General features: G+C 72.5%; 15 protein-coding genes. 7 read left to right on the top strand and 8 right to left on the bottom strand.

From position 1 onward, the window contains the following. The gene (gene greA / locus ACFQGU_RS05640; protein ID WP_386764571.1) at positions 1 to 492 is read left to right on the top strand and encodes a transcription elongation factor GreA; all 492 of its coding nucleotides are present in this window, start codon (positions 1 to 3) and stop codon (positions 490 to 492) included. Positions 493 to 548: 56 nt separating this feature from the next. Here the strand turns inward: greA and ACFQGU_RS05635 are convergent, their stop codons facing one another. From ACFQGU_RS05635 to ilvA, 5 genes are all read right to left on the bottom strand, one after another. Beyond that, the gene (locus ACFQGU_RS05635) at positions 549 to 1,409 is read right to left on the bottom strand and encodes an ABC transporter permease (RefSeq protein WP_386764569.1); all 861 of its coding nucleotides are present in this window, start codon (positions 1,407 to 1,409) and stop codon (positions 549 to 551) included. Between the two features lies 1 nt (position 1,410). After that, entirely contained in the window at positions 1,411 to 2,430 is a 1,020-nt protein-coding gene (locus ACFQGU_RS05630; RefSeq protein WP_386764567.1) for an ATP-binding cassette domain-containing protein, read from the bottom strand. A gap of 124 nt (positions 2,431 to 2,554) precedes the next feature. After that, positions 2,555 to 2,941, bottom strand: a complete 387-nt coding sequence (locus ACFQGU_RS05625) for a DUF2089 domain-containing protein (protein WP_386764565.1) — start codon at positions 2,939 to 2,941, stop codon at positions 2,555 to 2,557. Then, positions 2,938 to 3,714: a hypothetical protein gene (locus ACFQGU_RS05620; RefSeq protein WP_386764563.1), complete on the bottom strand. Its 777-nt coding sequence runs from the start codon at positions 3,712 to 3,714 to the stop codon at positions 2,938 to 2,940. The genes ACFQGU_RS05625 and ACFQGU_RS05620 overlap by 4 nt, the downstream gene beginning before the upstream one ends. A gap of 124 nt (positions 3,715 to 3,838) precedes the next feature. Beyond that, the gene (gene ilvA, locus ACFQGU_RS05615) at positions 3,839 to 5,050 is read right to left on the bottom strand and encodes a threonine ammonia-lyase (RefSeq protein ID WP_386764561.1); all 1,212 of its coding nucleotides are present in this window, start codon (positions 5,048 to 5,050) and stop codon (positions 3,839 to 3,841) included. A gap of 279 nt (positions 5,051 to 5,329) precedes the next feature. Between ilvA and ACFQGU_RS05610 the strand changes: the two genes are divergently transcribed. Together ACFQGU_RS05610 and ACFQGU_RS05605 are read left to right on the top strand one after the other, a co-directional pair. Further along, the gene (locus ACFQGU_RS05610; protein WP_386768166.1) at positions 5,330 to 6,826 is read left to right on the top strand and encodes a cytochrome P450; all 1,497 of its coding nucleotides are present in this window, start codon (positions 5,330 to 5,332) and stop codon (positions 6,824 to 6,826) included. A gap of 154 nt (positions 6,827 to 6,980) precedes the next feature. Beyond that, entirely contained in the window at positions 6,981 to 8,174 is a 1,194-nt protein-coding gene (locus ACFQGU_RS05605; protein WP_386764559.1) for a hypothetical protein, read from the top strand. A 37-nt stretch (positions 8,175 to 8,211) separates the two neighbouring features. On the opposite strand, the gene ACFQGU_RS05600 is transcribed toward ACFQGU_RS05605, so the two are convergent. Next, positions 8,212 to 8,673 (bottom strand): SRPBCC family protein, encoded by a 462-nt coding sequence (locus ACFQGU_RS05600; protein WP_386764557.1) that lies wholly within the window; start codon positions 8,671 to 8,673, stop codon positions 8,212 to 8,214. A gap of 148 nt (positions 8,674 to 8,821) precedes the next feature. Here ACFQGU_RS05600 and ACFQGU_RS05595 point away from each other — a divergent pair, with 148 nt between their 5' ends. Beyond that, entirely contained in the window at positions 8,822 to 9,460 is a 639-nt protein-coding gene (locus ACFQGU_RS05595) for a hypothetical protein (RefSeq protein WP_386764555.1), read from the top strand. A gap of 10 nt (positions 9,461 to 9,470) precedes the next feature. Here the strand turns inward: ACFQGU_RS05595 and ACFQGU_RS05590 are convergent, their stop codons facing one another. Then, on the bottom strand, positions 9,471 to 10,391 hold the full coding sequence (locus ACFQGU_RS05590; RefSeq protein ID WP_386764554.1) for an ROK family protein: 921 nt from the start codon (positions 10,389 to 10,391) through the stop codon (positions 9,471 to 9,473). Further along, entirely contained in the window at positions 10,388 to 11,584 is a 1,197-nt protein-coding gene (locus ACFQGU_RS05585) for an FIST signal transduction protein (protein ID WP_386764552.1), read from the bottom strand. The genes ACFQGU_RS05590 and ACFQGU_RS05585 overlap by 4 nt, the downstream gene beginning before the upstream one ends. Before the next feature lie 206 nt (positions 11,585 to 11,790). On the opposite strand from ACFQGU_RS05585, the gene ACFQGU_RS05580 reads away from it, so the two are divergent. From ACFQGU_RS05580 to ACFQGU_RS05570, 3 genes are all read left to right on the top strand, one after another. Next, positions 11,791 to 13,218 carry a sigma 54-interacting transcriptional regulator gene (locus ACFQGU_RS05580; RefSeq protein ID WP_386764550.1) on the top strand — a complete coding sequence of 476 codons (1,428 nt, stop codon included), beginning with the start codon at positions 11,791 to 11,793 and terminating at the stop codon, positions 13,216 to 13,218. A 4-nt stretch (positions 13,219 to 13,222) separates the two neighbouring features. Continuing rightward, positions 13,223 to 15,184: a VWA domain-containing protein gene (locus ACFQGU_RS05575; RefSeq protein ID WP_386764548.1), complete on the top strand. Its 1,962-nt coding sequence runs from the start codon at positions 13,223 to 13,225 to the stop codon at positions 15,182 to 15,184. Between the two features lie 244 nt (positions 15,185 to 15,428). Beyond that, complete coding sequence (locus ACFQGU_RS05570; protein ID WP_386764547.1) at positions 15,429 to 16,745, top strand: MFS transporter; 1,317 nt, start codon at positions 15,429 to 15,431, stop codon at positions 16,743 to 16,745. The last annotated feature ends 78 nt before the right edge of the window (positions 16,746 to 16,823 follow it).

Raw genomic sequence — 16,823 nt, 5'->3', positions numbered from 1 at the left:
GTGACCCAGACGACCGAGACCTGGCTGACCCAGGAGGCCTTCGAGCGCCTCCAGGAGGAGCTCGCCGACCGGTCGGGACCGCGTCGTGCGCAGATCGTGAAGCGCATCGAGGCCGCGCGCGAGGAGGGCGACCTCAAGGAGAACGGCGGCTACCACGCGGCCAAGGAGGAGCAGGGCAAGAACGAGGCCCGCGTGAAGGTGCTGACCCACCTGCTCGAGAACGCGAAGATCGGCGCCCCTCCGGCCACCGAGGGCGAGGTCGCGCAGGGCCAGGTCGTCACGGTGCGCCTCGTGGAGTTCAACGAGGAGGAGACCTTCCTGCTCGGCTCGCGCGAGGAGGCCGCCACCGCCTCCATCTCGGTCTACTCCCCCACCTCGCCGCTCGGTGCTGCGGTGCTCGGACGGAAGGTCGGCACGTCCGTCAGCTACACGACTCCGGCGGGCAAGACGCTCAACGTCGAGATCCTGAAGGCCGAGCCCTACACCGGATAGGCGCCCCGCGTACGACGAAGGCCCGGCACCTCGAGGTGCCGGGCCTTCGTGCGTCGTCAGCTGGTCGCGCGGTACTTGCGGACGGCGAGGACGCTGAAGACCGCGATCACGACCGTGCACGAGATCAGCGTGTAGGCGACGGGGTTCTGCATCGGCCACGCCGCCGACTCGAGCTGGGGCACGAGGCCGGTCGGGTTGCCGAACAGCTCGCGGCAGGCGAGCACGAGCGACGACACCGGGTTCCACTCCGCGATCGTCTGCACGACGGGCGGCATGCCGGCCAGAGGCACGAAGGCGTTCGACAGGAAGGTGAGCGGGAACAGCCAGATCAGCCCTGCGGTGCTCGCGGTCTGCGGGTTGGGCATGTGCAGGCCGACCCAGGCGCCGACCCACGCCACGGTGTAGGCGAAGAGCAGGAGCAGCAGGTAGGCCAGCGCCGCGTTCCAGAGGCCGTTCTCGATGCGCCATCCGACGATGAAGCCGGTGATCGAGAGCACCACGAGCACCGCGATCTGCTGGAGCGCGTCGGCCGCCGTCCGTCCGAAGAGCACGGCGGACGCCGCCATCGGCAGCGAGCGGAAGCGGTCGACGATGCCCTTGTGGAGGTCGTCGGCGAGCCCGACGGTGGACGCCGCGGCCGCGAACGCGACGGTCTGCCCGAAGATGCCCGGGATCAGGTACTGCCGGTAGGCGTCGGCGGCGGCATCGCCAGGGATGGGGATCGCGCCGCCGAACACGTAGGCGAACATGAAGACGAAGATCACCGGCTGCACGAGCGAGAAGAAGATGCTCTCGGGCACCCGCAGCGCCTGGATGAGGTTGCGCTTGGCGACCACGATCCCGTCGTGCAGGAACCAGCCGATGCCGGGCCGCGTGAGCTCGGTGGGGACCGGGGTCGGGGCGGTGGTGGCAGCCATCTCAGGCCTCCTTCTTCGCGCGGCCGCGTCGACGGCCGGTGGCTGTGGCACTGGGGGCGGGCTCCTCCTCGGCCGCGTGGCCGGTGAGGGTGAGGAACACGTCGTCCAGGGTCGGACGGCGCAGCGCGAGGTCGTCGACCTTCACGCCGGCCGCGTCGAGCGCGCGCACGGCCTCGACCAGCACGGTCGAGCCGCCGGAGACGGGCGAGCGCAGCGTGCGGGTGTCGGCGTCGACGAGCACCTCGCCGTCGCTCACCGCGCGCACGGCACCAGAAGCCGCCTCGAGATCGGTGCCCGGCGAGACGACGATCTCGAGGCGGTCGCCGCCGACCTGGGTCTTGAGCTCGTCGCTGGTGCCCTTGGCGATGACCCGGCCCTTGTCGATGACGACGATCTGCTCGGCGAGCTGGTCGGCCTCCTCGAGGTACTGCGTCGTGAGCAGCACGGTGGTGCCGTCGGCGACGAGGTCGGTGATGACCTCCCACATCTGCAGGCGCGACCGCGGGTCGAGACCGGTGGTCGGCTCGTCGAGGAACAGGATCTTGGGGTTGCCCATGAGGCTCGCCGACAGGTCGAGCCGGCGGCGCATGCCGCCGCTGTAGGTCTTCGCCGGGCGGTCCGCGGCGTCGGTGAGGGAGAAGCGCTCGAGCAGCTCGTCCGCCCGGTTCTTCACGTACGCCTTGGGCAGGTGGTAGAGCCGCCCGATCATGTCGAGGTTCTCGCGGCCGGTGAGGTACTCGTCGACGGCGGCGTACTGGCCGGTGAGGCCGATCTCGTGCCGTACGGCGTCGGGCTTGGCCGCGACGTCGATGCCCGCGACCGTGGTGCTCCCGGCGTCGGCCTTGAGCAGCGTCGCGAGAATGCGGACCGTGGTGGTCTTGCCGGCGCCGTTGGGGCCGAGCAGTCCATAGACCGTGCCGTACGGCACGGTGAGGTCGAGCCCGTCGACGGCCTTGACGTCGCCGAAGTGCTTCACGAGGCCCTCGGCGTGGATCGCCGCCTCGCCGGGTGGATGCGGCATGGGCAGAGCCTTCCCCTCGATGGTGGTGCGCGCACACGGGTTTCGCCCCTCGCGGAACCCGTGCCGGAACGAGCGTGACGGTTGACGTCGCGTGAAGGTCCAGGGTGCCGGGCACCCCGGACGCTCAGTCGGTGAGCAGCTTCTCGGCCTCGTCGACCGACAGGCGACCGGCGGCGACGTCGGCGAGCACGGCGTCGCGGTCGACCGACTTCTTGGTCTCGGCAGGGTCCTCGAGGTCGAGCTTGGCCAGCAGGTCGGCGAACCGCTGCCGGGTGGTCGGGTACGAGACGCCCAGGTGCTTCTCCAGCTCGCGCATGTTGCCGCGGCTGACCAGGAACACCCGCAGCATCTCGAGCTCGTCGTCGGTCAGGGCGTCGTACGCGCTCATCCGGAACTCGCCGGAGATGCCGGTGCCGCACTCGGGGCAGCCGCAGCCGGTGATGATCAGCTCGGACGAGCAGACCGGGCACGCCCGGGGCGGCCGACGGGTGACGTCCGGGACGGGGGTCACGACGCCACCGCCACCGTGGCCGAGCCGAGGCGCACCGCCACCGTGAACGGATGGGTGCCGGCCCCGATCACGCTCGTCTGCCGCGCGGACGCAGCCTCCCGCGACGCGGCGTGCGGCAGCTTCACCTCGCCGAGGTCGCACGTGGCGGTCAGGGTGACGTCCGAGCCCGGAGCGAGCAGCAGCTCGAGGCTCCCGAGCTCGCAGGCGAGGTCGCTCGGCTCGGTCACCGTCGCGGCGATCTCGGCCGAGCCCATCGCGAGGCTGCCGTGCAGGCCGCCGACATGGTCGTGCACCTTCACGGCCGACGCGCTGCCGCCCAGGGTGAGCGGTGCCCGCAGCCCGGTGATGTCGACCGAGCACGCCGTCGCCTCGACGGTGAGCGGGAGCGCGGGGTTGACCCGCACCATCACCTTCTGGCCGCGTCCGCCGGTCCAGGCGGCCGGCACCCAGCCGAGGAAGCGCGGCGGCGGAGTGGTGCGGTAGCCGTCCTCGCTCGGGGCGTCGAGCACGAGGACCGAGCCCTCGCGCCGGATGGCGTGCGGTCCGTCGGCGACTGCCGTCGCGACGGTCGGGTCGGCGACGACGGTGAGCTTGACGCCGCCGGCATGGATGGCCAGGGCGGACACGGGCGCCTCGGAGCGCACGTCGTCGCGGCGGTCGACGGTGGGGACCGAGGGGTCCTCGTCGAGGAGGCGGGCGGCCTCGGCGGGGTCTACCTCGCCGGAGGCCACGCGGGTGAGCAGGTCGCGCAGGGAGTTCAGGTCCTCGTTCATGAGACGACTGTAAAGCCATTCTTTCTACTTTGGCAATCCTGCTTGCCAAAGTACATCGCATCTCTCCACCGGGCATTCTTCCGACGGGGTGCGGGCGCCCGGCAGCGCAGCCGGCCGGTGCGCCCTATCCGGTGGTGACGTGGAACCCCTCCCGGGCGAGCCGGGCCAGGACCTCGTCCCGGTGCTCGGGCCCCCGCGTCTCCACCTGCACCTCGATCTGCACCTCGTCGAGATGCAGCTTGGGGTCGGCCCGCGCGTGCTCGACCTCGACCACGTTGGCGTCCGCCGCCGCGAGGGCTGCGAGGAGCGAGGCGAGCGAGCCCGGCCGGTCGGGCATGCGCACCGTGAGGGTGCTGTACCGCCCGGCCGCAGCGAGGCCGTGCCGGATCACCCGCAGCAGCAGCAGCGGGTCGACGTTGCCGCCCGACACCACGACGACCACGGGCGGCTCGAACGCCGCCGGGTCGTCGAGCACGGCGGCCAGCCCTGCGGCACCGGCCGGCTCGACCACCAGCTTGCCTCGCTCGAGGGTGAGGACCAGGGCACGGGCGATCGTCTCGTCGTCGACGACCACCACCTGGTCGACGAGGTCGTCGATGAGCGCGAACGGCACGTCGCCCGGCCGCCCCACGGCGATTCCGTCGGCCATCGTCGACATCGACGCGAGCGACACCGGGTGGTGCACGGCGAGCGAGCCGGGGTACGCCGCGGCGCCCGCCGCCTGGACGCCGACGATGCGGACGTCGGGCCGAACTGCCTTGACCGCCACGGCGATCCCGGCGAGCAGGCCTCCGCCGCCGGTGCACACGACGATGGTCTTCACGTCCGGGCGCTGCTCGAGGATCTCGAGACCGACCGTGCCCTGCCCCGCGACGATGTCCTTGTGGTCGAACGGGTGGATGAGGATCGCGCCCGTCTCGTCGGCGAACTCCTGCGCGGCGACGAGGCACTCGTCGATCGCCGTACCGATGAAGCGGATCTCCGCGCCGTACCCGCGGGTCGCAGCCACCTTCGGCAGCGGCGCGCCCACCGGCATGAACACCGTCGCGGAGATGCCGAGCATCGACGCCGCGAGCGCCACCCCCTGCGCATGGTTGCCGGCGCTCGCGGCCACGACGCCGCGCGCACGCTCCTCCTCCGAGAGCCGCACCATGCGCGTGTACGCACCGCGGATCTTGAAGCTGCCCGCCCGCTGGAGGTTCTCGCACTTGAGGTCCACCGGGCCGCCGACCTTGTCGGCCAGCCACCGCGCCGGGCGCAGCGGTGTCTCCCGCGCGACCCCCTTGAGGGCGATCCGCGCTGCTTCGACGTCCTGCACCGTCACCGTCTCGATCACGGCCTGCAGTCTGCCTGTCTGCGCCGCTCGCCGGGGCAGATCCGCCGCGTCCGCCCCGACCCGTTCCCGATGAAGGCTGGGCCCCCGCCGGGCGACGATGGCCGAAGGCCTCGCCCGGTAGGGGACTTCATCCACTAGAGCCGTACAAAAGGTTCCATCATCCCGACGCAGCCGGCTCCAGGCGGAGCCGCGTCCGGGGGAGGTCAGAGTCGTGTCAGGACCGGCTCCTCCGGGTGTCGCCGTACGCCGCGGAGGGGTAGACCTGATCCCGTGACCACGATGTCCGACCGACGCCGCACCCGCGAGGCCGCCGCCCGCGCCGCCGCCCGACGCCGCCCGCGCGAGGACGCGCCCACCCCGGCGGAGAGCCGGCTCGACAAGGTCGAGCGCCCCGACGGCCCCTGGGGCGCCGGCGTCGTCCTCACCCTGCTGAGCCGGCGCGAGCCGCCGAACCGCCTGTTCGAGACCATCGCCCGCGGCCACGGGCCGGTGGCGCACTACAAGATGGCCGGCGAGCACGTGTACCTGCTCAGCGACCCGGACCTCATCATCGAGGTGTTCCTGACCCGCGCGCGCGAGGTCATGAAGGGCCGCGGCCTGCAGGCAGCACGACCTCTGCTCGGCAACGGCCTGCTCACGAGCGAGGGCGAGTTCCACCTGCGCCAGCGCCGGCTCGCGCAGCCGGCGTTCCACAAGCAGCGCATCGCGGCGTACGCCGACGACATGGTGCGCGAGGCGCTGCGGCACCAGGCGTCGTGGCGCGACGGGGCGCAGGTCGAGATGGTCGACGAGATGACGTCGCTGACCTTCGCGATCGTCGGCCGCACGCTGTTCGGCACCGATCTCACAGGTGACGCCCAGGCGTTCGGCGACACCCTCGAAGAGCTGATGAGCGGCTTCGGCCAGCTGACGGCGATCGGCAACGAGCGCCTCGTGCGGGCGCTGCCCAAGGGCCGCCATCTCCTGTCGCGCGTGGAGGATCTCGACGCCGTCGTCCAGCGGATCATCGACGAGCACCGCGCGAAGATCGACGCGGGCGAGGCGGGCGACGACCTGCTCACCTGGATGATCCAGGCCCGCGACGCCGAGGGCGCGGACCGCTTCGGCGAGTCGATGACCGACGACCAGCTGCGCGACGAGGTCATGACGATGGTGCTCGCCGGGCACGAGACGACAGCGATGGCCCTCTCGTGGGCGTGGTGGCTGCTGTCGGCGCACCCGACGGTCGCCGGACGTGTGGCCGCTGAGGCGACTGCGGTCCTGCGCGACCCGTCGTACGACGACGGGCTGCGCCCCGCGACGATCGGCGACATCGCGGCCCTGCCGTTCACGCACGCGGTCGTCGCCGAGACGATCCGGCTCTATCCGCCCGCCTGGATCATGGGCCGGCGCACGCTCACCGACATGCGCCTCGGCGACTGGGACGTGCCGTCGGGGTCGATCGTGCTCGGTTCGCCGTGGATCATGCACCGCGACCCCGACCTCTGGCCGCGAGCCACGTCGTTCAACCCCGACCGCTGGCTCGACGCCGCAGGTGCGTACGACGAGAGCGCGCCCGGTCAGCGGCGCGGCGCCTACATCCCGTTCGGGTTCGGCAACCGGCGCTGCATCGGCGAGCAGTTCGCCTGGACCGAGGCGATCCTGCTGCTGGCGACGCTCGCCGCGCGCTGGGAGGCGAGGCTCGTCCCCGGGTCGCCGGTCGACACGCAGGCCGCCGTCACGCTGCGCCCCATGCACGGCCTCCCGATGACCCTGCACCGCCGCCCCACCCCCTGACGCCCCCTGTGCGGCGGTGACGCGACGCCTCGCCGACACCCGTCCGTCACCGGGCATCCCCCGTCCGGGTGAGCCGGTGGGTCCGGAAGGCGCCGATACCCTGGACGGAGTGCGATTTCGAGGCGGCCTCGCCTCCGACGATCAGGGGACGGCGATGGCCGACAGCGACGGCAGCACGGGCAGCGAGAGCATCGACGGCGCGCCGCCGATCAGCTGGGAGTCCCCCACCTCGATGTCGCCGCTCGAGACCCTCCACGGCGGTGGCTCGCCGGACGTCCTGCCCGCGGCCGAGCCTCGCGCCCCGCGCAGCAGGCGTCCGTGGCTCGTGGGCACGGCGCTGGGCGTCGTCCTGCTGCTCATCGTGGGCGGCGTCGCCGCGGCGGTGCTGCTCAACCGTCCTGACGTGAAGCTCCAGCGTGCGCTGTCGGCCACCACCGACCGCCCGAGCGGCAGCATGACGGTGTCGGTGCGGGTCGCCGACATCGGCGACGCAGCGGCCCAGGAGATGCTCGACAACGGCGCCGTGCGCGTGGCCTGGGACAAGGGCAGCGACACGCAGCAGTACGTGCTGCTCATGAACGGCGAGGCCGCGGTCGATCTCGTCGTCGCGCCCGAGTCGTTGGTCGTCGCGCAGAACCTCACGGCGCTCGGGATGCCGGAGGTCGAGAGCCTCCTCGACAGCATGACCGAGCTCGGAACGACGATGGGCCCCGACGGCGAGGCCTTCGTGAAGTTCGCCGAAGGATCGCCGCTTCGCATCGCGACCGGCCCCGACTCCGCCTTCGGCAAGCTCATGAAGGAGACCGAGAGCCTCGGTGGCAGCCAGCCGAAGCCGGACGACGCCAAGGTGCAGGCGCTGGCCGACAAGATCCAGCAGAGCGTGCGCGACCACGTCACCGTGACCGAGCAGGGCTCGGACGACAACGGCGACCACCTCCGCGCCACTGTTCCGATCAAGGCCGTCGTGGCCGATGTCATCCCCGCCGTCGAGGACCTGGTCGGCGAGTCGGCACCCGACGACGCGCTGTCGGAGATCCCCGGCGACCCGCAGCTCGTGGTCGACGTGTGGGTCAAGGACGGCGTGGTCACCAGGATGGAGATCCCGCTGGGCGAGCTCGCGCGTCAGACCGGCGACGGCTCGGCGCCTGACATGACCCTCGTCGTCGAGATGAGCGAGCAGGGCGTCACGATGCCGTCCGGCACGATCGTCGACCTCCCCGACTCGCTGTTCGACGACCTGGGCGGCGGGCTGCTCGGCGGCGGGCTGCTCGGCAGCGGTACCGGCGGCCTCGACAGCAGCGGCGACACCGGATTCGGCGTCGACCCGATGCTCGACAGCGGGCTCTAGCGCGGGGGCCACAGCCGGCGACGGGTGGCCGTCCCGGTCAGCGGCCGGCCTCGGCTGCGGCCCTGATGCGCTCGAGGGTCTCGGTCATCGTGCGCCGGTTGTGCTCGCCACGGTCGCTCACCCCGGTGGCGGCAGGGGCCGCGAGACGCAGGAGCGACGTGCGCTCGTCGTCGGTCGACTCGGTGAGGACCGTGCCGCCGTCGTCGCCGGGCTCGACGCGGTACGACCAGCGCGACACCCTGAGGCCGTACGCGGAGACGCGCCAGGCGATCTCGCGCGGCGGGTCGAGCGCGAGGATCGTGCACGTGGTCGACCACGCCCGACGACCGTTGCGGTTCGAGCCGCGGAACCTCGCACCGACGACGGGACCGGTGGCCCCGTCGAGCCACCGCACTTCAGTCGTCTCGGGGCTCCACTCGTGCATGCGCGACAGGTCGGCGACGAGCGAGTAGACGAGCCCCGGCGGCGCGGCGATGCGGACGGACACCTCGACGGTCATAGGACCAGTGCATCAGACAACGTCTGCGGTGGGGCGAGGTCGACCTCGTCGAAGTGTCGGCGGGCAGACAGACGGGAGAGGCACGACGGCCGAAGGATCCGTCCCGACAGGAGCTCACCAGGGCTCCACGACCGGAGGGATCGTCATCATGAGCCAGGCCGTCACCACCCGCGCAGCGGTCAGCATGCGTTCGCAGTACTCCGTGCCACTCCTCGCGCTCGCACTCGCCGTGGCCGGCGCCATGCCGTTCTACATCATGGACACGGGCTCGGCGCCGGGGGCCATCTACTCCACCAACCTCGGCGGGCTCGTCGACACCGCGATCGGGCTTCCGGTGAACGTCTACTGGCTGCTCGCCCTGCCGATGGCGTACGCCGCGGTCGCCGTCTGGGCTGCGCGGCGGGGGCAGCAGGGGGAGCCCGCGCGGGTCAAGCCGCTCGTCGTGACCGGACTGATCGCTCTCGTCGCGGTCATCAGCGTCCAGGTGCTGGCACCGTCGCTGCTGCACGGCGATCTCACCGGCCGCAGCCTCACCCCGCTGCTGTCGATCGCCGTCGCGATCGCGGCGTGGGCGGTGACCGAGCGCTCGATCGGGCTGGGCGTCACGGCGGCCCTGGTGGCCGCGGCGTCGCTCGTCGCCAACCTGTACGACGTCGTGAACGTGCTGCAGCGCCTCGCCATCGACCCGGCACCCCAGTACTCGCTCGCGGTGAACATCGCTCTCGTGGCCCTCACGCTCGGGATCGCGTCGGCCGTGTTCGCATTCCGTGCCCGCTCCGCCCGGTGACCCGGCCGAGCTACCCGCCGGCACCGTCGTCCAGCACCAGGGCGGCGGCGCCGGCGACTCCAGCCGTCGGACCGAGCATCGGCAGCGTGATCCTGCAGCCCTCGACGAAGTCGTAGCCGGCGTGCTCGTGGAACGACGCGCGCAGCGGGTCCCAGAACACGTGCCCCGCCTGCGAGACCCCGCCGCCGACCACGGCGACGTCGAGGTCGAGCAGTGCCGCGGCGGACGCGAGCGCCTGGCCGACCGCACGCCCGGCCCGGTCGAACGCCGCGAGGCAGGCGGGGTCGCCCTCGCGTGCGCCCCTGGCCACGGCCACACCGGTCTGCTCGCCCTGCCATCCGAGGGCGACGGCGTACGCCGCGATCGCGGGACCGCGGGCGATCGGCTCGAGACAGCCGCGCGCACCGCACCGGCAGACCTCGCCGTCGGGCGCGACGATCGTGTGGCCGAGGTGGCCGGCGTTCCCGGTCTTGCCATCGACGCGACGACCCCCGAGGACGAGCCCCGCGCCGACCCCCGTCGATACGACCATGCCGAGCACGTGCGCCTTGCCGCGACCCGCACCCCAGCGGTGCTCGGCCACCGCCAGCGCCACGGCGTCGTTGTGGATCGCGATCCTGCGGTCCCCGGCGTAGCGCTCGCGGACCCTCTCGAGGAGCGGGAAGCCGCGCCACGCGGCCATGTTGCCGGGCGACACCACGCCGGCGGGCCACTCCATCGGCCCGCCGCAGCCGATGCCGACCGCGTCGTACCCGTCGCCCTCCTCGTCGACCACGCGGTCCAGGACCTCGACGACGGCCCGCCAGACCGCCTCGGGGTCGTCGGTCTGCGGCGTGGCCTCGCGGACGTAGCCCACGACCTCGCCGTCGCGCCGCACCTGACCGGCGGCGATCTTCGTGCCGCCGACGTCGAGCGCGAGCGCGAGCGTCACCTCGCCGAGTCCTCGAACGCGAGCACCGTCGCCGTGACGCCGTGCACGTGGTTGCGCCCGCCGACCGGGCCGATCTCGCCCGAGGCGAAGAACCCGCCGACGTGCTCGACGCCGAGGCTGCCGCGCACGGCCGCGACGTCGTGCTCGGCAGAGGCGAAGAGCTCGCGACCGCGGCCGTCGCCGGTGAACAGCAGCGCCCCGGCGACGCGCTCGAAGCCGATCTCGCGCCGCAGCCCGTCGAGCTCGTCGGCGAGGTCCTCGTGCGCGGTCGATGCGTCGCGGAGCAGGAACTGCACCGTGGAGCCGACGGGCACGACGTCGCCGACCGAGATCGAGCCGTCGAGGTCGTCGGCCGCGACGAGGCCGCGGGCGACGAAGTCGCCGCGCCCGTGCTCGAGCGCGTACTCGTCCATAGCGACGCCCAGGTGCAGGCCGTGCACCGCCATGTCGCGGGCGTCCTCGGGCAGCTCGGAGATCGCGACCTCCGCCTGCACCAGCGGCGACTGGCCGGCGAGCCCGGTGATGCGGTGACCCTCGGCCGCGGTGACCGTCATCGGCCTGCCGATCGGCCTGCAGCCCTGCGACACCAGGGTGCGCACGGCGACGTCGCCACCGATCACGACGCCGACGGCGCCCCGGTCGACCACGCGGCCGTCGACGAGCAGCCGGGTTTCGCCCGGCTCGACCGATCCCGACGCGAGGCCACCGACGAGCGGGAGCCCGCGCAGGACGTCGTACGACTGGCCGACGAAGCCGTCGACCGGGAACGACCACGGGTCGACGAGAAGCACGCCGACGGCGTCGTCGACCCTGCGCTCGGGCATGCCCACGACCGCGATCGCCTCCGAGGTGCGCAGCACCTCGAGGTGGAACGACCGCAGGCTGACGCCGGGCAGGCGTGCAGCCCAGACGCTGACGGCGCGATCGGACTCGACGGCGCGGCCGGCGCCGATCACGCCGTACGCCGTGCACCCGAGGGTGGTGGACGCGCCGATGCCGTAGGAGGCGACCTTCAGCGCGGCGTCGGTCTGCTCCGGAGTCCCTCCCGAGACCCAGACGAGGGCGAGGTCCGGGGCAGGGCCGGGGCCCAGCTGGGCGAGCGCGGAGGCGACGGCTCGGCGGGCGGCGTCGACCAGGTCGGGACCGAGGGCGAGGCCGTCGCCGGTGCGCGTGGTCACGGCCAGGGAGGTCACGCGCACATCCTGGCCCAGCGCGCGGGTCTCGTTCAGCAAACATCACCCGTCCGTGCACCACCTGTTCCGGTGACGCCGCTGTAACGCCGGCGCGGTCGCGCCACGCAGGTTCAGCGGAGCCTGCGACCCGTATTCCCGTGGTCGCTCTGCGTTCGGCGTACGGCCGACCTGGTGCGCTCGTCGGTGCGGCGACGTACGGTCGTGAGGTGACCGATCTGCGCGTCCCCGACGCCCCCGCCGATCTCCCCCGCACGCTCGGCGCCCTGCGGGCATCCGGGCACGAGCACCGCACGGTCAAGGCCGAGCTGCGCACCAACCTCGTGGCGCGCCTCGTCGCCGGCGAGGACCCCTTCCCGGGCGTCGTCGGCATCGAGGACACCGTGCGCCCGCAGCTCGAGCGCGCGATCCTCGCGGGCCACGACCTCGTGCTCCTCGGCGAGCGCGGGCAGGGCAAGACGCGCCTGCTGCGGACCCTCGTCGGCCTGCTCGACGAGTGGACCCCGGTGCTCGAGGGCAGCGAGCTGAACGAGCACCCGTACGACCCCGTCTCGGTCTGGGCCAAGCGCCAGGTCGCGACGCACGGCGACGCGACCGCCGTCGGATGGCTGCACCGCTCGGCGAGGTACGGCGAGAAGCTCGCCACGCCCGACACCAGCGTGGGCGACCTCATCGGCGACGTCGATCCGGTGAAGGTGGCCGAGGGCCGCACCCTCGGCGACCCCGAGACGATCCACTACGGCCTCGTGCCGCGCACCAACCGCGGCATCTTCGCCATCAACGAGCTGCCCGACCTCGCCGAGCGCATCCAGGTGTCGCTGCTCAACGTGCTGGAGGAGCGCGACATCCAGGTGCGCGGCTACGCGCTGCGCCTCCCCCTCGACCTCATGCTCGTCGCGAGCGCGAACCCCGAGGACTACACCAACCGTGGCCGGATCATCACGCCGCTGAAGGACCGCTTCGGCGCCGAGATCCGCACCCACTACCCGCTGCGCCTCGCCGACGAGATCTCGCTCGTGCGCCAGGAGGCAGACCTCCAGGCACAGGTGCCGCACCACCTGCTCGAGGTGGTCTCCCGCTTCACGCGGCTCGTCCGCGAGTCGACCGCCGTCGATCAGCGCTCCGGCGTCTCGGCGCGGTTCTCGGTGGCGGCAGCCGAGTCGCTCGCGGCGAGCGCGCTGCGGCGCGCGGCCATCACCGGCGAGGCGCTCGGCGTCGCGCGCGTCGGCGACCTGCCGGCCGTGGTGCCGACGCTGCGCGGCAAGGTCGAGTTCGAGGTGAGCGAGGAGGGCCGCGAGGAGGAGGTGCTGCAGCACCTGTTGAAGCGCGCGGTGGCCGAGACGTTCCGAGCGCGGCTCGGCGGCGTCGACCTCGCAGCACTGATCACGCGCTTCGACGAGGGCACGTCCATCGAGGTCGGCGACCTCGTCACGAGCGAGGAGATCCTGCGTCGGGTCGGCCCGGTCGAAGGCCTCGGCCGCATCGTGGCCGCGCTCGAGGGCGAGGACTCCGGCGGCGAGTCGCCGGGCATCGTGGCCGCGTGCCTCGAGACGGTGCTCGAGGGCCTCTACCTGACGCGGCGCATCTCCAAGGACGAGGTGCCCGGCGGTGGCCGCGCGGTCTACGGCGGAGCCTGAGGCGATGAACCGCTTCCGCTACGGCGCGTATGACGACGGGCCCGATCCCCTGGCTGCGCCGTACGACGCCGGCCGCGCCGTCGACGAGCTCGGCGACCGCGTGCTCGACGGCCTCGACGTGCGCGACGCCGTCCGCGACCTGCTGCAGCGCGGCGCCGACGGCGTCCGAGGTCTCGACGACCTCATGCGCAAGGTGCAGCAGCGGCGGCGCTCGCTCGAGCGGTCCGGCCGCATGGACGGCATGCTCGAGAAGGCCGCCGAGATGCTCGACCGGGCCGTGGAGCGGGAGAAGCAGGCGCTGTTCCCCGACCCGTCGGACGACGCCCGTTTCCGCGAGACGCAGCTCGACAACCTGCCGTCGTCAACGTCGCGGGCGGTGCGCGAGCTGTCCGAGTACGACTGGCGCTCGCCCGAGGCGCGGCAGACGTTCGACGACCTGAAGGACATGCTGCGCCGCGACGTGCTCGACCAGCAGTTCCGCGGCATGAAGCAGGCCCTGCAGGACCCGGCCGGGTCGGAGTCGCGCGAGCGTCTGAAGAACATGATGGCCGACCTCAACCAGATGCTCGAGAAGCACGCGCGGGGCGAGGACACCGAGCAGGACTTCGCCGATTTCATGGACGAGCACGGCGAGTTCTTCCCCGAGAACCCCGAGAACATCGAGCAGCTGCTCGACCAGCTCGCGCGCCAGGCCGCCGCGATGCAGCGCATGCTCGAGTCGATGACGCCCGAGCAGCGCCAGGAGCTCGCCGAGCTGATGGCCGACGCCCTCGGCGACATGGATCTCGCGTCGGAGATGGGGCGCCTCACCGACAACCTGCGCGCGATGCGGCCCGATCTCCCCTGGAGCGGGCGGCAGCGGCTGCGCGGCGACGAGCCGCTCGGGCTCGGCGACGCCACCGAGGCGCTCGCCGACCTCGCCGACCTCGACGCCCTCTCCGAGGCCCTCGGGCAGGACTACGCCGGCGCCTCGCTCGATGACGTCGACGAGGAGGCTGTCGCCCGCGCCCTGGGGCGCCAGGCCGTCGACGACCTCAAGCGGCTGCAGGAGATCGAGCGCGAGCTCGAGCGGCAGGGCTACCTCACGCGCAAGGGCGGCGAGATCGAGCTGACCGCCAAGGCGATCCGTCGCATCGGGCAGACAGCCCTGCGCCGGGTGTTCGCATCGCTCGAGTCCGGCGGCCGCGGCGACCACGACGTCCACGACGCCGGTGCCGCGGGCGAGCTCACGGGCACGACGCGCGAGTGGCGCTTCGGCGACGAGCAGCCGCTCGACGTCGTCAAGACGGTGTCGAACGCCGTACGCCGTCGCATGGTCGACAGCGACGGACCGCTGCTGCGGCCGGAGGACTTCGAGATCCGCGAGACCGAGCGCCGCACCCGCGCGGCGGTGGTGCTGCTGGTCGACCAGTCGTTCTCGATGGTCATGAACGACACCTGGCGTACGGCGAAGACCACGGCGATGGCGCTGCACGCGCTCGCCACGACGCAGTTCCCGCTCGACGCCGTCGAGATCATCGCGTTCGCCAACCTCGCCCGGCGCATCGCGCCGCACGAGCTGCCCGACCTCGATGCCAACGAGGTGCAGGGCACCAACCTGCAGCACGCGCTGATGCTCGCCGGGCGCTTCCTCGACAAGCATCCGGACGCGGAGCCCGTCGTGCTCGTGGTGACCGACGGCGAGCCGACGGCTCACCTCGACCGTGATGGCGAGTGGTGGTTCCAGTGGCCGCCGGGGCCGGAGACGATCGAGCTCACGCTGGCCGAGGTCGACAAGATGACGCGCCGCGGCGTCCCGCTGTCGTTCTTCCGCCTCGGCCACGAGCCGCGCCTCGCCCGCTTCCTCGACGACATCGCGCGCCGCAACGGTGGCCGCGTGCTGGCCCCCGAGGGCGACCGTCTCGGCGACTACGTCGTCAGCGACTACCTCAAGCGCCGCTCCGGAGGACGCCGCCGCTCCGCCTGACCCTCTCTTTCCCGATCGATGAGCTTCCACTGCCTTCGGCGGACACGTCCGTTCATGTGCTGCCCACAGCCGGACCGTGGCATGCAGGGAAGCCAAGCAAGAGGCGGACGGACGCCAGGGAGCCGCCGTCCGCGTGAATGCCCAGTTTGTTGCGCTCTGAGCAACGAAGGCCCCCTTCATCGCAAACCGTTGGCGACGCGGGTGAGAGGATGCGCGACGTGCCTGGCGACTGCGTGACTCCGCGATGAGCGAGCCCGGCACCCGTCGCACCCTCGGATCGCGCGTGCGCAGCCTGCCGTGGCTCGAGGGGCTGCCGCGCGAGGTCGCGGTGCTGGCCGCGGTCGCCTTCTGCGTCGCGCTCGGCTTCGGCATCGTCGCCCCGGCCATCCCGATCTTCGCCCAGCAGTTCGAGGTCACGGCGTTCTGGGCCGCCTCGGTCGTGTCGGTCTTCGCACTCATGCGCCTGATCGGCGCGCTTCCTGCCGGTTGGATCGTCGACCGGGTCGGTGAGCGCATGACGCTGATCGTGGGTCTCACGATCGTCGCGGTCTCGTCGGCGTTCGCCGGCCTGTCCACCTCGTTCGCGCAACTGCTGGTGCTGCGAGGGATCGGCGGCCTCGGCTCCGCGATGTTCACCGTGTCGGCCCTCGCGCTGCTGATCCGCGTCGCCGCGCCCGAGCAGCGCGGCCGGGCTGCCGCAGCGTTCCAGGGCGGGTTCCTGCTCGGTGGGGTCACCGGCCCGGCCGTCGGCGGCATCGTCCTCGGGATCTCCATCCGGCTGCCGTTCTTCGTGTACGCCGCGACCCTCGGCGCCGCGGTCGTCGTGGTCATCACGACGATGTCCCGTACACGTCTGCTCGATGCACCGGAGAAGCCGTCGAACGCAGCCGCGGCCGCGGGCCGTTCCGGCTGGGCGATCATGCGGCAGGCGGTGCGCGACCGCGCCTATGTCACCGCCCTCGTCGTCAACTTCGGCAGCGGCTTCACCGCGTTCGGGCTGCGTTCGGCCATCGTCCCGCTGTTCGTCGTCAACAGCCTCGGCCTCGACCCGGCCTGGGCCGGGTACGGCGCGCTCGCCTCCGCAGCCGTGCAGGCGCCTCTGCTCTCACGAGCCGGGCGCACCACCGACACCCAAGGCCGCCGGATCGCGCTCATGCTCGGGACGGGGATCACGGCCATCGGCTTCCTGGCGCTCGCCCTGACCGGCAGTCTCTGGGCGTTCCTCGGCGCCATGGCCGTGCTGGGCGCAGGGTCGGCCTACCTGGGCGCCGGGCCGTCCGCGGTGGTCGGCGACATCACCGGCGGCCGCCGTGAAGGTCCTGTGGTCGCGACGTTCCAGATGATGAGCGACGTCGGCGCCATCGCCGGACCGCTCATCGTCGGCGCTATCGTCGACTCCACGAAGTCCTACAGCCTCGGGTTCACCATCGGTGCCGTGATCATGCTGATCACCCTCGCGATGTCGGCGACGATGCCAGAGACCCTGGGCCGCGCGAAGGCCCAGGCTGCGACGGCTCCGCACCTCGACCCCGCGACCGAGCCCGAGGCCCCACCCGCCTGACCGCGACCCTGCTGTGCACGAGGGCGCACGGAGACAACCAGGGCGACGTCGGTCGCGCGCACGCGGCAGACTGCGCGG

The organism is Longivirga aurantiaca (genome assembly GCF_042660085.1).
Classification (GTDB): domain Bacteria; phylum Actinomycetota; class Actinomycetes; order S36-B12; family CAIYMF01; genus Longivirga; species Longivirga aurantiaca.
The sequence above is the reverse complement of the archived record's forward strand: the minus strand, read 5'-3'. Positions and strand labels throughout refer to the sequence as shown.